The organism is Segetibacter sp. 3557_3, assembly GCF_004354985.1.
GTDB lineage: Bacteria > Bacteroidota > Bacteroidia > Chitinophagales > Chitinophagaceae > Segetibacter.
The window spans coordinates 130,132-143,879 of the sequence record NZ_SMSK01000013.1; the positions used below are offsets into that span (position 1 = coordinate 130,132).

The 13,748-nt window shown below is 45.6% G+C and carries 11 protein-coding genes; all 11 read left to right on the forward strand.

Annotated elements, in window-relative coordinates; all coding sequences use genetic code 11:
• Positions 1-69: 69 nt before the first annotated feature.
• The 11 genes from EXU57_RS17735 (at position 70) to EXU57_RS17785 (ending at position 13,619) form a co-directional block, all read left to right on the forward strand.
• Positions 70-2,019 carry a dehydrogenase E1 component subunit alpha/beta gene (locus EXU57_RS17735; protein WP_133269582.1) on the forward strand — a complete coding sequence of 650 codons (1,950 nt, stop codon included), beginning with the start codon at positions 70-72 and terminating at the stop codon, positions 2,017-2,019.
• Positions 2,019-3,323: a 2-oxo acid dehydrogenase subunit E2 gene (locus EXU57_RS17740; protein ID WP_133269583.1), complete on the forward strand. Its 1,305-nt coding sequence runs from the start codon at positions 2,019-2,021 to the stop codon at positions 3,321-3,323. Before EXU57_RS17735 ends, EXU57_RS17740 begins: the two co-directional genes overlap by 1 nt.
• A gap of 2 nt (positions 3,324-3,325) precedes the next feature.
• On the forward strand, positions 3,326-4,069 hold the full coding sequence (locus EXU57_RS17745; protein ID WP_133269584.1) for a holo-ACP synthase: 744 nt from the start codon (positions 3,326-3,328) through the stop codon (positions 4,067-4,069).
• A 19-nt stretch (positions 4,070-4,088) separates the two neighbouring features.
• Positions 4,089-4,838, forward strand: coding sequence for a glycosyltransferase family 2 protein (locus tag EXU57_RS17750; RefSeq protein WP_133269585.1), 750 nt, complete (start codon positions 4,089-4,091; stop codon positions 4,836-4,838).
• A gap of 392 nt (positions 4,839-5,230) precedes the next feature.
• Positions 5,231-7,585 carry an SLBB domain-containing protein gene (locus EXU57_RS17755; RefSeq protein ID WP_165958194.1) on the forward strand — a complete coding sequence of 785 codons (2,355 nt, stop codon included), beginning with the start codon at positions 5,231-5,233 and terminating at the stop codon, positions 7,583-7,585.
• Between the two features lie 67 nt (positions 7,586-7,652).
• Positions 7,653-8,702 (forward strand): lipopolysaccharide biosynthesis protein, encoded by a 1,050-nt coding sequence (locus EXU57_RS17760; RefSeq protein ID WP_133269587.1) that lies wholly within the window; start codon positions 7,653-7,655, stop codon positions 8,700-8,702.
• Between the two features lie 147 nt (positions 8,703-8,849).
• Positions 8,850-9,803, forward strand: coding sequence for a hypothetical protein (locus tag EXU57_RS17765; RefSeq protein ID WP_133269588.1), 954 nt, complete (start codon positions 8,850-8,852; stop codon positions 9,801-9,803).
• A gap of 65 nt (positions 9,804-9,868) precedes the next feature.
• A complete protein-coding gene (locus EXU57_RS17770) occupies positions 9,869-10,663 on the forward strand; it encodes a class I SAM-dependent methyltransferase (RefSeq protein ID WP_133269589.1) in 795 nt (264 codons plus the stop codon).
• 118 nt (positions 10,664-10,781) lie between these two features.
• A complete protein-coding gene (locus EXU57_RS17775) occupies positions 10,782-11,780 on the forward strand; it encodes a GDP-mannose 4,6-dehydratase (RefSeq protein ID WP_133269590.1) in 999 nt (332 codons plus the stop codon).
• A gap of 13 nt (positions 11,781-11,793) precedes the next feature.
• Positions 11,794-12,909, forward strand: a complete 1,116-nt coding sequence (locus EXU57_RS17780; protein WP_133269591.1) for a glycosyltransferase family 4 protein — start codon at positions 11,794-11,796, stop codon at positions 12,907-12,909.
• Positions 12,906-13,619, forward strand: coding sequence for a glycosyltransferase family 2 protein (locus EXU57_RS17785; RefSeq protein WP_133269592.1), 714 nt, complete (start codon positions 12,906-12,908; stop codon positions 13,617-13,619). The genes EXU57_RS17780 and EXU57_RS17785 overlap by 4 nt, the downstream gene beginning before the upstream one ends.
• The last annotated feature ends 129 nt before the right edge of the window (positions 13,620-13,748 follow it).

The window sequence follows — 13,748 nt, forward strand, 5'->3', positions numbered from 1 at the left end:
ACCAGGATTAAGAACAGGCAACGGTTATTTAACTGGTTGCGCACGTATAAGAATCATTTTAGGCTAAACATGAAGACGGTCCCTTTAAAGATCAATCACAAGCATATCAAAGACGCGCTCCGGATACGAATAGTAGAGGAGAAGTTTTTGCAACTATTTTCTGAAGGTAAGCTCAACGGAACCGTTCATACCTGTGTCGGGCAGGAGTTTTCGGCGCTCGCTTTTGCAGGGCAGTTGAAAAAGAGGGATTTTGTTTTTTCAAATCATCGTTGCCACGGCCATTATATTGCTTTCACGGCCGACGTCAGGGGTTTGCTTGCCGAACTCATGGGCAAAGCATCGGGCACCTCCGGCGGTATAGGCAGTAGCCAGCACCTGTGTCACAACAACTTTTTTTCTAATGGCATCCAGGGAGGTATTGTTCCCGTGGCTGCCGGTTATGCATTGGGCAATAAGCTTAAAGAAAACGGAGCCATTGGGGTAGTATATATAGGAGACGGCACACTAGGTGAAGGTGCTCTCTACGAAACGATGAACATCATCTCCAAGTGGAACATCCCGCTTTTAATCGTTTGTGAAAACAACTTTTACGCACAGTCTACGCCCCAGTCAGTAAACCTTGCCGGCGACATTCAGGCCCGTGCCGAAGCCTTTGGCATTCGAAGCTGGAAAGGTAATACCTGGTCGCCCGATCAGTTGATGGATGAGGCACAGGAAGCAATCAACTATGTGCGTTCCGGATCGAAGCCCGGGTTTTTTCTTGTTGAAACTTACCGTTTAAATGCGCACTCCAAGGGAGATGACGACCGCACCCGCGAAGAAGTAGAAGAACATAGCGAGCGTGACTTTATTAACCAGTTTAGTAAAGACGGGAGTTCCTATTTTAAAATGTACCACGATGGTATTTCGGCGGAAGTTGATGCATTGGTAGCTGATATACTGTTGGAGTCCGAACAACCCATAGCGGATTATTACCAGCCCGCAACCGGCAACACTGATCAAACCTGGTTACCCCTGAGTTCGGTTAACAAGCGACAGGTTGAACTAATAAACACCTTTTTTCGTGAGCGCATTGCTACCGACGACAAGCTGATATTCATTGGTGAAGACATCCTGTCTCCCTATGGGGGAGCGTTTAAGGTTGCCAAAGACCTTTCATTTATCAAGCCCGGCCAGGTATTTTCGACTCCAATATCGGAAGCAGCAATCATGGGCATCTCTAACGGGCTTGCGTTGAACGGCTTCAAGCCGTTTGCCGAGATTATGTTTGGTGATTTTATGACGCTTGCATTTGACCAGATCGTCAACCATGCGTCAAAGTTTCACCACATGTTCAATAAAAAGGTAAACTGTCCGGTTGTGGTGCGCACGGCAATGGGCGGGCACCGGGGTTACGGGCCAACCCATTCGCAAACGCTCGACAAATTTCTTATAGGTATCGACAATGTAAAAACCGTTGCGATAAACACGTTGTTTGACCCCACCGTTATTTACGAATCCATATACAAGGAGCAGCATCCCGTAATCCTGATCGAAAATAAAGTTGACTACGGCAAGAAAATCCTTGCAAACCCCTCCAAACATTTTGTTTACGAACGAAGCACGGAACAGTACCCTGTTGTACGTATACGACCCGCTGTTTCTGAGCCAGCTCTAACCATCGTTGCCTACGGTGGTATGGCAGATATGCTTGCCCCTATGCTGGAGCAAATCTTTCTTGAAACTGATCAAAAACCAGAACTTATTGTACCCTCACTCATTTCGGATCTGCCAATTGATTTTGTTGTAGCATCTGTTCAAAAAACCAGGCGTTTGGTAATGATAGAAGAAGGAAGCGGCTATGGCGGAATCGGAAGCGAACTTATTGCAGCAGTTTCAGAAAGGATAGGTGATGGAGGTTTTAAAACTAAGCGCATATCGGCGATGCCGGTGCCAATACCATCGGTGAAGAGCCTGGAGCAAATAGTGTTACCGGAAAAAAACAGGATAATAAAAGAACTAAAAGAAAGTTTTCTCTAATGGCTTTACTGCAACAAATAAAAGTGCCGCTGTTGTCGGTTAACGATACCACCTTAACGGTGGTTGAGGTGCTTTTTAAAACCGGCGAAGCTGTTTCGAAAGGAAGCCTGGTGCTGGTTTTTGAAACGTCCAAAACCACTTATGAAGTTATTGCTGAAGCCGATGGCTATATCGACTACCAATGTAAAGCTGGTGAAGACTACGAAGTGAACAGGGTTGTGGCAAATATCTACAGCGACCTTGCCGAAATCGAAGTTGCAGTAAAATCGAAACTCAACGGAACTAAGGTTCATGTTGACCAGGCAAGCTACCAAACGGTTAGCTGGAATGGTGACACCATGTTTTCGAACAAGGCGCTCGACCTTATAAAGCAGCATGGTTTTGACAAAGGAGTGTTTGCCGACTACGACTTTGTGAGTTCAACAGATGTTGAAACGAAGTTTGGCCTGGCTTCACCGGTTACCGCTATGCCCGTGCAACCACCGGCAACTAAAAAGATGGCCGGCCAGGGCTCCGTACCTGCAAATGTGACAATGCAGAAATTGTCTTCCACCAAAAAACGGGAGATCGAATTTCTTTCCGCGGTTCAATCTTCCGGCTTAACCAGTACGCTGCACATCACCGTTGAAACCGCGGGTATCTTTTCGAATATCAATAACTCCCTTAAGTACCTGAAGAATTCTCTCCTTCCAATAATACTGTACGAAAGTGCCCGGTTGCTAAAGAAGCATCCACTGTTAAATGCTTTTCTAAACAATGACCAGATAGGCCTGTACGACAGGGTTAACACGGGTTTTGCGATTGATGCAGGCAAGGGCCTGAAGGTGTTGAAAGTTGAGGATACGAACCAAAAAACGATCAACCGGATAGAGGAGGAGATCATGCAGCTGTCTGAGCGCTACCTGCAGGATCAGCTCGCGATTGAAGATCTGAGCGATATCACCTTTACGGTAACAGACTTGTCATCAGAAGGCGTTACAGCCTTTCAGCCCCTGGTGAACATGAATAACAGTGCGATCCTCGGCGTTTCTGCTGTCGACGAAAAGCTGGGCAGGTGCAACCTTAGTATAACGTTTGACCATCGTGTAACAGAAGGCAAGCTGGGAGCGATCTTCCTGCGTGAGTTAAAAGAGCGGCTGGAGTCTTACGGGTTAGAAAATGGTGCCATTGACACTTCCGGGATTGCTTGTTTCAGGTGCTATAAAACACTTGCTGAAGACCTTAGCGGAATTGGATTTGCAAAATGTGTTACCAGCGCCGGCAAAGAGGCATATGTCTGTCAAAGTTGTCTTAAAGGATTTTAGCTATGGAGGAGAAACTTAAAGAACTGGTATCAACTTATATTAATGTTCCGGGAGAACAGATAACTGCAGATACCGCCATCGATCGTTTGCGGGTTTCCAGCTCTATAGTTCTGCATCGGATGTATGCAAAGCTTGCCGAAAACGGGTTTAAAGTAGATAATTACTGGAACATCAAAACATTTGGGGGGCTGGTAAAGCTCAATAATGGCCAGGTTGTGAATGGTACTGCTACAAGCCAATCCTTGGGCGTTGAAACGGTTGATCAAGGTGTTTCATCAGGCATCGACATTGAAGAAATTGACTCTATGCCGGTTGTAGACGATTTCAGGGAAAGCCCGTTTTACACCATGAATTTTGCGCCCTCCGAAATCTCCTATTGCATTCTGCAAAGCAATCCTTATGCATCGTTTGCAGGCTTATTCGCATTAAAGGAAGCAATTGTAAAATGTGACAACAGGTTTAAGAACCGTGAACTCAACACGATTGTTATTGAACACTCACCCCTGGGCAAACCGGTTTTCAAAGATTTTCAGGTTTCGGTTTCTCACACCGGTACTTTTGCAGCAGCAATTGCCTTAAATATAAAGAACGATACTAAGCAGGCCGTACCGGAAAGGATAATAACACCCGCTGTTATACCAGCCCCTGTTAAGCCTGCTACAAGCTGTGTTGCGTGGCTTGCGCTGCTCATCTCACTTGGCACATTGGTCGCTATTCTTTTATATATTAAGCCTTTTAATTACTAGAGCCAGCACTCCGAAGCTAATGAAGATATCCATCATTACCGCAACGTACAACAGCCAGGCAACTATTGGCGACACCATCCGATCGGTAAATAGCCAGACTTATAAAAACATCGAGCACATTATTATTGATGGTGCATCTACCGACAATACGTTGAACATTGTTAAGGAACTACACCAGGGACCTGTAGTTTCTGAACGCGACAAGGGTATTTACGATGCCATGAATAAAGGTATTGCCATCGCTACCGGCGACGTTATCGGCATAATCAATTCCGACGACTTCCTGGCCAACGATGAGGTGATAGAAAATGTGGTTAAAACCTTCCAGTCGGAAATATGCGATGTTGTATATGGGGACCTGGTATATGTTGATCCCGTAGATACGGACAAGGTGCTCAGGAGATGGATCGCCGGAAAGTATGTACCAAGCCAGTTTTTGCAAGGGTGGATGCCTCCTCACCCAACGGTATTTGTGAAAAAGAAGCTCTATTCAAAATATGGCCACTTCAACCTCGAACTGAAAAGTTCAGCAGATTATGAATTGTTGTTAAGGTTGCTTTTTGTAAATAAGGCTAAAGTGAAGTACCTGCCAGGTGTGCTTGTACGCATGCGATCAGGAGGGCAGAGCAACCGTTCCTTCCAAAACAGGTTGACGGCGCACAAAGAAGACTACCTCGCCTGGAAAATCAACGGTCTTTCACCAAAATGGTATACGCTAATGATGAAGCCGGTTAGAAAAATCAAACAATTCATCGTGATCGACCGCTAGACGGTGCGTTGTACATCAACCTTATAACCGGCAACCGGGCGCGGGATTACTCCGCGTAATTTTTAACGGCCGTGTTCCTTCCAGTTCAAATCGGTACGCTTTGCCCACAGATGATGTGGGCTATTCCTTTTTATATGGAATGGAAAGCAGCCGTAAAGCCCTGCCCGTCCGAATGGATAGCATGGCGGATGTGGCAACGATGTTGAATCGTTAATTCCTGCTGGTCCTATCATCTTAACACGCGACAGGAGCATATTATTTCAATTTCTCTCTTAATTTCATATACTTTAGTTTTGCGCTCCAATAAATAACCCTTAATGAAAGTTTTTGCGAGAATTGGATTCCTGTGTGTTGTTTTTTTATGTCTCTTCCAAATCGCCCAAGCCCAGGACATGTTTAAGCTCAAAGATCTGAGCAGGGTTAATGTAGATGCTTTAACAGATGAGGAGGTGTTGCGTTACAGGGATCAGTTCAGGGCTTCCGGGATTTCTGAAACCCAGGCCGAACAACTCGCCATACAAAAAGGGCTTCCATCTTCGGAGCTGTTAAAGCTCAAGGCCCGAATTACCAAACTTGAAAACCTGGGTCCCGGAAAGGTTACCGCACCACCCATAAAAAGGGGAGTCGATACCGTTTTGCCGATCCGGGAGCGTCGTGAGGAAGACCAGGACACAGTTAAGAGCCTGATTTTTGGAAGTGAATTGTTTAGAAATAATAACCTTTCTTTTGAGCCCAACCTCCGGATAGCATCGCCAAGAAACTATACACTCGGGCCCGACGACGAGGTGCTGATAGATGTTTACGGCTACCAGGAGGTAAATTATCGCCTCACGGTAAGTCCGGAAGGCACGATTGTAATTCCCTATGTTGGGGTAATCACCGTCTCAGGATCTACTATTGAACAAGCAACCGTTCGCATTAAGGACCGGATGAGCAGGAATGGTTACGCCAGCCTGAGGAGCGGGCAGTCGAAGCTGGTAATCAATGTTGGAAAGATCAAGAGCATACGGGTTACTGTTGTTGGAGAGGCCAAACGTCCGGGTAGTTATACCGTATCGGGGCTTTCGAACATGTTCAATGCGCTTTATGCTGCTGGTGGTATAACGGATCGTGGATCTTTCAGGACCATTCAACTGGTGAGAAGTGGAAAAGTGATCGACACCCTTGATGCGTACGACTTCTTGCTCCGTGGCGACCTTTCACACAATTCGGGTTTGATGGACCAGGATGTAATATTAATACCGGTTTCAGAGGCCCTTGTTGAGGTAAGGGGCGAAGTAAAACGTCCGGGCATCTATGAGATTCTTCCAACCGAAAATCTCAATGACCTTTTTCGTTTTACCGGGGGCTTTGGCAATGAAGCTTATACCGCCGGAATTCATGTTGAGCAGGTAACTGACAAGGAACGCCAACTTCGCGACGTAAGCAAAAACGAGTTTGCCACCTTTAATCCTGGCAGGGGTGATATTGTTTATGTCGACAAGATCCTCGACAAGTTCGTCAACCGTGTTACAATCAGGGGGGCCATTATGCGCCCCGGCGCTTATGAACTTACACCGGGGCTCACCATAGGTGGTCTTATTCGCAGGGCTGAAGGTTTGCGTGAAGATGCACTTAAAGACCGTATCATTATTTTGCGCAGCCGCGAGGATATGACAGTAGAATATATCCCCGTTCAAGTAAACGAGGTACTAGCCGGACGCGAAAATGACCTTCCGCTTCGTAAGGAGGATGTGGTCACCATTGCTTCCGTATTTGACTTTAAGGAAAATTATACCGTAACCATACAGGGAGAAGTGAGAAAACCGGGTGTTTACCGGTACGTAGACAGCGCAACCCTAAAAGATCTGCTGTTTGAAGCGGGCGGACTAACCGACGCCGCGGCACCCCAGCAGATTGAGATTGCCCGCCGCCTGAACTCCGATACCATTACTGCGAACGATCAGCGGGTGTCGCAAATTATAGAGGTAGCTTCAGAACGCGACTTACGGGTGAGGGGTAACGAGGTGAAAATTGCACCATGGGATATTGTAATTGTCCGAACCAAGCTGGGGTATAAACCTCAGGTTACCGTACGGCTGGATGGCGAGGTGCAGTATCCCGGTATCTACGTGCTCCAGACCAAAGACGACAGAATTAGTGATATCATTAGCCGGGCAGGTGGCCTTACACCGCAGGCTAATTTACAGGGGGCTTATCTTAGCCGGATAAATGTAAGTGAGCGCGAGAAGGATGCCAACATCGATCGGGTGAAGAAAGTGCAGGAAATGTCAAGGGATACCACCGATAGCCTGGTCAAACAGGTAACCAAACCTCTGGTAAAAATTGGGCTCGACCTCGATAAGATATTAAAGGCCCCACACCAGGGAGAGGATATGATGCTTCAGGAAGGTGATGTACTAAATGTAGGTCGGCACACTTTCGAAGTAAAGATTAACGGAGAAGTTCTTTTCCCAACCCAGGTTGTTTTTAGGCCCGGTGCCGACGTTCGTTATTATATTGACAAGGCCGGAGGCTTCGCCGAAAATGCTGTGCGAAAACGAACCTACGTGCTGTACGCAAATGGCTATGCAGCAAAAACACGCAAATTTTTGTTTTTTAAAAATTATCCTGAAGTAAAGCCTGGGTCAGAAATACTCGTTCCGCTAAAACCTGAACGAAAAGGAGGCCTCAGTACAGGTGAGTTAATCGGCCTGACTTCCGGTTTGGCAACAATCCTCACCCTGATCATAACCCTTACACGTTAGGCTCGGGCAGGCAAATAATTCCAACAACACATCAAAGCATCTCATCACCAAACAACCAGGAGTACACATGAGTGAGTCGGGAGAACAGGTAACGATGCACGATTTTAAAAACATCCTCAATGGCTGGTTTAGGTACCTGCTATCGAAGTGGCTTATCATCCTGGTTGTCGGGGCTGTATTTGGTGTTTGCGGTATTCTGTATGCCTGGTATCAGAAGCCACTTTATACGGCTGAATTAACTTTTGCTTCAGAAAACACCAGTGCATCGAGGTTGAGCGGCTACGCCGGGCTGGCGGCGCAATTTGGCGTTGACCTGTCGTCGGGTGGAGGAACAGTTTTCGAGGGCGAAAACCTCATGGAACTGTTGCGCAGCAAACTCCTTGTTCAAAAAACGCTATTGAGCCAGGTAACCGTTGATGGAAAGCCGGAACTCCTGGTGAATTATTACATCCGCATAAACAAACTGGACGAAGGCTGGGATAAACGACCAGGGCTAAAAGGGTTCCGGTTTACTAGCGATCAAAAACCGGGTAATCGGTTGAGAGACAGCTTGCTTAAAAACTTCAGCCGCGGTATCATTGAGGGTAGCCTTGTTATTGGAAAGGTGGATAAAAACTTAAACCTGATTTCCATTGCAATGACAGACTACGACGAGTTGTTTGCGAAAATGTTTGTTGAACAGCTTGCTGACAATGCAATCCAGTACTACATCGATTACAAGGTGCAAAAGTCACGGCAAAATGTAGCGATACTTCAGCGGCAAACCGATTCCATCCGAAGTTTACTTACGGGCAACATCGTATCTGTAGCGGTGTCGAACGACTTAAATGTAAACCCGGTAAGGCAGGTGGTGCGGGCAAATGTGCAGCGTAAGCAGGTAGATGTACAGGTGAACAGCCAGGTTTACGGAGAACTGCTCAAGCAACTGGAGTTCTCAAAAATTACCCTACGCCGCGAAACCCCGTTGATCCAGTTTATAGACCTGCCAACACTGCCGCTTGATAAGCAAAAGATGGGTAGGTTTAAGGGAATGATGCTATTCGGAATTGTAGGTGCTTCGTTGGCGATATTTATCCTTTTACTCAGGAGAATGTTTTCTACAAGCCCGGGCCGTTAGAGCACAGATCCTATTATCTATCTTCGATTATTGCCACTATTTCGTGATCCAGGCGCTTACCACAATGCCATACAGCAGCGAAACGTAAACACCGTTGCCCAATAAAGATTTTATCTTTCTTTTGCACAAACTTACCGTGTTAACTTAATGCCCTCCAGCGACCATCTTAATACAGCTGTTCTACTCATCATCTTCAACCGTCCCCGAAATACACAGGAGGTTTTTGACGCAATTGAAAGAATCCGACCTAAACAATTGTTTGTCGCAGCGGATGGTGCCAGGGAAGGTGTAGTGGGAGAAGCAGAACTCTGCAACGAGGCCAGGAGTATCGCTACCCGGGTTACGTGGCCATGTGAAGTTAAAACCCTATTCAGGGAAAAAAATCTTGGCTGTAAAAAGGCAGTAAGCGAGGGTATCAGCTGGTTTTTCCAACACGTACCAGAAGGTATCATACTCGAGGATGATTGTGTTCCCAATCCTACTTTCTTCGGTTTTTGCGAACAAATGCTGTCGTATTATCGGGAAGATAAACGGGTAATGATGGTATGTGGTACCAACTACCTGTCTGAAGAAGTCATGGCTATAACAGAAGACTCCTACTTTTTTTCTAATTATTACCCGATTTGGGGATGGGCTACCTGGCGACGTGCATGGGAGTTGTATGATCCTGCAATGAAAGGCTGGGAAAAACATCGCGAAGCAGGTCAGCTCGACTACCTGTTCCCCTACCAGGCAATTGCCCGATATTACCACACTATGTTTGATATGATCACCAATGGCTTTGATACCTGGGACATTCAATGGTGGTACACTTGCATTTTCAACCACGGTTTGTCGGTGATTCCAAAGTATAACCTGATTGCTAACCGGGGCGAACAAGGCACACATACAGGAACCCAGGGCAGTTTCGCAATCAACATGCCCACTATCGACATCGATTATAACAAACTCAAACATCCGGCTAACGTAGTTCCATTAAGGCGGGTTAATGAACTTACCTATACGAACTCCCATGCACAGGTTGTGCTGGTTGAAAGCACATGGGTTAAGGTGAAACAAAAAATTAAAAGTTCCATTAAAAATAAGGTGGTGCCCAAATAGCCATCCCGCTGCCAGATGGCTTTTTATCCGGGCGGCATAACGCGTCAATGAAAAGGTAGAAGAGTATGAATTGTAAAATTTGCAACGGTGTTTCGACAGTTTTGTTTTCTGCCAGGATCTTAAATAAATACGACACCCGGTATTACAAGTGTGGGCGTTGCGAATTTATTCAAACCGAAGAGCCGCATTGGCTCGAAGAAGCCTATGCTTCTGCAATTACTTCGCTTGACCTCGGTCTTTTATCGCGAAACCTTGTGTTGATCCCGATTACATCAGCGCTGATCAACAAAGGATTTGATCCGTCCGGTAAATTTCTAGACTATGGCGGAGGATATGGCGTTTTTACACGCCTGATGCGTGACCAGGGTTTTGACTATTATCGATACGATATCCATTGTGAAAACCTGTTTGCCAAACATTTTGATATCGCTGATACCCAAGATGGCAGCAAATTTCAGTTGGCTACAGCATTCGAAGTTTTTGAGCACCTGGTGGATCCAAAACTGGAATTGGAAAAAATGCTCACAATGACCGACTCTGTTTTCTTTTCTACCGAATTGGCGCCGGCCGGGGTCAGTGGGAATAAAGATTGGTGGTACTTTATGCCGGAAACCGGTCAGCACATCGCGTTTTATTCGGTTAAGAGTTTAACCTACTTAGCAAGCCTTTATCAATTGAATTTTTATACCAACGGGTTTAATCTTCATTTACTTACAAAAAAGAAGTTTTCGCCGCTTACCTTCAGGCTGATGACGAAATACAAAGCTGCGAAGGTGTACAACTGGATTTCTAATCGAAAGAAGTCGTTGTTAATGAAAGATTATCAGCAGGTTTTAAAAAACCTGCAAAAGCAGGATTAATTCATCGGTTGCTTGCACCGGGAAAGTTTTTTCCGGAAATTGCCGCCGCTAACATCAGCAATACACCGCTATATATGTTCAACGAATGCTGTCTGACATTAAATTTCTGCAACAAAGTATGAAGACAGCAATAATTACGGGTATCACGGGGCAGGATGGAGCATACCTTGCAAAACTGCTTCTTGAAAAAGGGTATAAAGTCATTGGTGTTACGCGTAATATCAGCAAGATCAGCAACTTCAGGTTTCAATACCTGAATATCGCTAATGCAGTACAGATCGTTGAATACGATCTAATGGACCTCTCCAGCGTTATTAAATTGATCCGTGAGTATAAGCCTGACGAATTTTACAACCTTGCTGCCCAAAGTTCAGTCGGGCAGTCTTTTGCTCAGCCAATCGGCACCTTACACTTCAACATTATATCCGTTCTGAATATACTGGAAGGCATCAGGTTGATGAATCCCTCCACCCGCTTCTACCAGGCTTCCAGCAGCGAAATGTTTGGTAAGGTGGCGAACCTCCCTGTTACCTTACAAACCCAGATGCATCCGCTAAGTCCCTATGCCATTTCCAAAGCATCGGCGCATTGGATCGTAGTAAACTACCGCGAAGCATACGGCATTTTTGCATGTAACGGAATACTCTTTAATCATGAATCATTCCTTCGCGAAGGCAACTTTTTCGTAAAGAAAGTAATCCGGGAAAGCATTTTGAACCGGAATAATCCCGGCTGGAAGTTGCAGGTAGGCAACCTTAATGTAAAACGGGACTTTGGGTACTCCCCGAAATTTGTAGAGGCGATGTGGCTCATCATCCAGCAGGAAAAGCCACGCGACCTTATCATTTGTTCAGGAAAAAGCATACTCTTGCACAACATTGTTGAGCACATTTTCTCAAGGCTGAACCTTGATATTAAAACCCAGCTCCTGATCGACGAGAAGTTATTTCGCCCTGTGGATATCGAGGATATCTATGGCGATAATACCGAATCAAAAGCAGTTCTGAACTGGGATTATGATCTCGACTTTATGGATGTATTGGACTTACTGATAGAAGAAGAACGCAGGTTTTTGGAATCGTCCGGGTCTCAATGGAACCCAGGTAATAAAAACTAAAGGAAAGGAACATATGAAGGTTTTATATGATCATCAAACTTTTAGTTTGCAGGATTATGGTGGTATTTCACGCATATACACTGAGCTACTTAAATTTGGACCGTCTCACCCGGAGATCAAGGCTGAACTTTCCATACTGTTTTCAAATAATGCATATCTCGAAGAACTCAGGAATGTACCTTATCGTCACTTTCTAAAGCGCTGGGACTCCTACCACAAGACTCGCGTGATGATGGTGATCAACCGGCTTTATACGATTGCGAAGCTAAAAACTACCAAAGTAGACATCTTCCACCCAACCTATTACGATCCCTATTTCCTTCCCCATCTGAAGGGGACTCCCTTTGTCGTTACTTTTCTCGACCTTATACATGAACGTTTTGGTAACCGATACTCGCAACTCGCTGACGATAAACTGATGTTCGGTCGTAAGAAAATCATGCTCGAACACGCATCAAAAGTTATTGCAATTTCGGAATGTACTAAAAAGGACATTGTAGAGGTATTTGGAACTGACCCGGCGAAAATTGAAGTGATATATCTCGGGAACTCCCTTCGCGTCGACCGCAATAACGACATACCTGCACTTATTAAAGGCGACTACCTGCTTTTTGTAGGCAATCGGGGAACATATAAAAACTTTGATTTTTTTCTTGATGCTACCCGTGAATTGCTAGTAAAGAACAAGGAGTTGAAAATTGTTTGCGCAGGCGGTGGCAGGTTTTCACCGCATGAGTTGGAAAAGCTTCGAAAGCTCGAACTTACCAGCCAGGTTGTACATGTTCCGGTGGTAAACGATAACACCCTTGTTAGCTTGTATAAAAACGCGGTTTGCTTCATTTTTCCCAGCCTCTACGAAGGATTTGGGATCCCTGTTCTTGAAGCTTTCTCCTGCGGCTGCCCGATTGTGCTGAGTAACCGTGGATCTTTGCCCGAAGTAGCTGGTGATGCCGTTTTGTATTGCAACCCTGAAGATGCACATTCAATAGCTACGCAGGTAACTGCCTATCTGGACGATGCCGGACTTCGAACGCTCAAAAGCGGAGAGGGCTATAAGCGGCTGGAATCCTTCTCATGGGAAAAGACGAGTGCTGAAACTTTCGCATTATACAAGACGATAGCCAGATGACTATGGTTAACCAGGGCGCCCGTATTACCATTATTACTGCTGTGTTTAATGCTGCGGCTGCTCTTGAGGAAACCATTCAAAATGTACGGGAACTCAATTATACCCCCCTCGATGTTATTGTTGTTGATGGTGGATCTACCGACGGAACTCTTGAAGTAATTAAGCGTTACCCTGAAGTTATTACCAAATGGGTCACCGGCCGCGACAGCGGTGTTTACGACGCCATGAATAAAGGTTGGGAGCTTGCGACCCATGAAAGTTACGTCTTGTTCCTGGGGGCGGGCGATAAGGTGCTCTCGCTACCTGCTTACCTTTCTACGAGATATGATGAGGTGGTATTTGGCCAGGTTTACAAAGGGGACCTCCTGTTTAAGTCTGTGTACAATTTCAAGCTAAAACTTGGGAATACATTGCATCACCAGGGACTTCTTGTTCCCCGGAGGCTGCATATTGAGCCGCCTTTTGATCTTTCCTTTCCGATATATGCTGACTTCGACTTTAACCAGAGGTTAGATAAGATGGGCGCCACTTTCCGATTCGACGAAGCATTTAAGGGCTATGCAATGCCCGGCGGAATAAGCGCAGTACAAAATGATCGGGAAATGTCGTCTGTAGTTCAAAAAAATTACGGTTGGGCCGGAAAATTTGCTGCCAGGCTTTTCTATTCGCTGCAGAAACTAAAAAGTACATTTTTTTTTAAAGAGTCATAGCCGTAATTTTGGCCGAAATCGTGTTTAATGGTTACCACGATTTGCAAAAGGGTAAACACCAATAACCTATACATTATTTTATAAGTAGCTGTGTTCCATCGGAATCAGTAGTCGTAAAGGGTTGAGTTC

Coding starts and splice junctions, on each gene's coding strand:
- EXU57_RS17735 (WP_133269582.1), top strand. CDS start 70: ATGAAGACGGTCCCTTTAAAGATCAATCACAAGCATATCAAAGACGCG.
- EXU57_RS17740 (WP_133269583.1), top strand. CDS start 2,019: ATGGCTTTACTGCAACAAATAAAAGTGCCGCTGTTGTCGGTTAACGAT.
- EXU57_RS17745 (WP_133269584.1), top strand. CDS start 3,326: ATGGAGGAGAAACTTAAAGAACTGGTATCAACTTATATTAATGTTCCG.
- EXU57_RS17750 (WP_133269585.1), top strand. CDS start 4,089: ATGAAGATATCCATCATTACCGCAACGTACAACAGCCAGGCAACTATT.
- EXU57_RS17755 (WP_165958194.1), top strand. CDS start 5,231: ATGTTTAAGCTCAAAGATCTGAGCAGGGTTAATGTAGATGCTTTAACA.
- EXU57_RS17760 (WP_133269587.1), top strand. CDS start 7,653: ATGAGTGAGTCGGGAGAACAGGTAACGATGCACGATTTTAAAAACATC.
- EXU57_RS17765 (WP_133269588.1), top strand. CDS start 8,850: ATGCCCTCCAGCGACCATCTTAATACAGCTGTTCTACTCATCATCTTC.
- EXU57_RS17770 (WP_133269589.1), top strand. CDS start 9,869: ATGAATTGTAAAATTTGCAACGGTGTTTCGACAGTTTTGTTTTCTGCC.
- EXU57_RS17775 (WP_133269590.1), top strand. CDS start 10,782: ATGAAGACAGCAATAATTACGGGTATCACGGGGCAGGATGGAGCATAC.
- EXU57_RS17780 (WP_133269591.1), top strand. CDS start 11,794: ATGAAGGTTTTATATGATCATCAAACTTTTAGTTTGCAGGATTATGGT.
- EXU57_RS17785 (WP_133269592.1), top strand. CDS start 12,906: ATGACTATGGTTAACCAGGGCGCCCGTATTACCATTATTACTGCTGTG.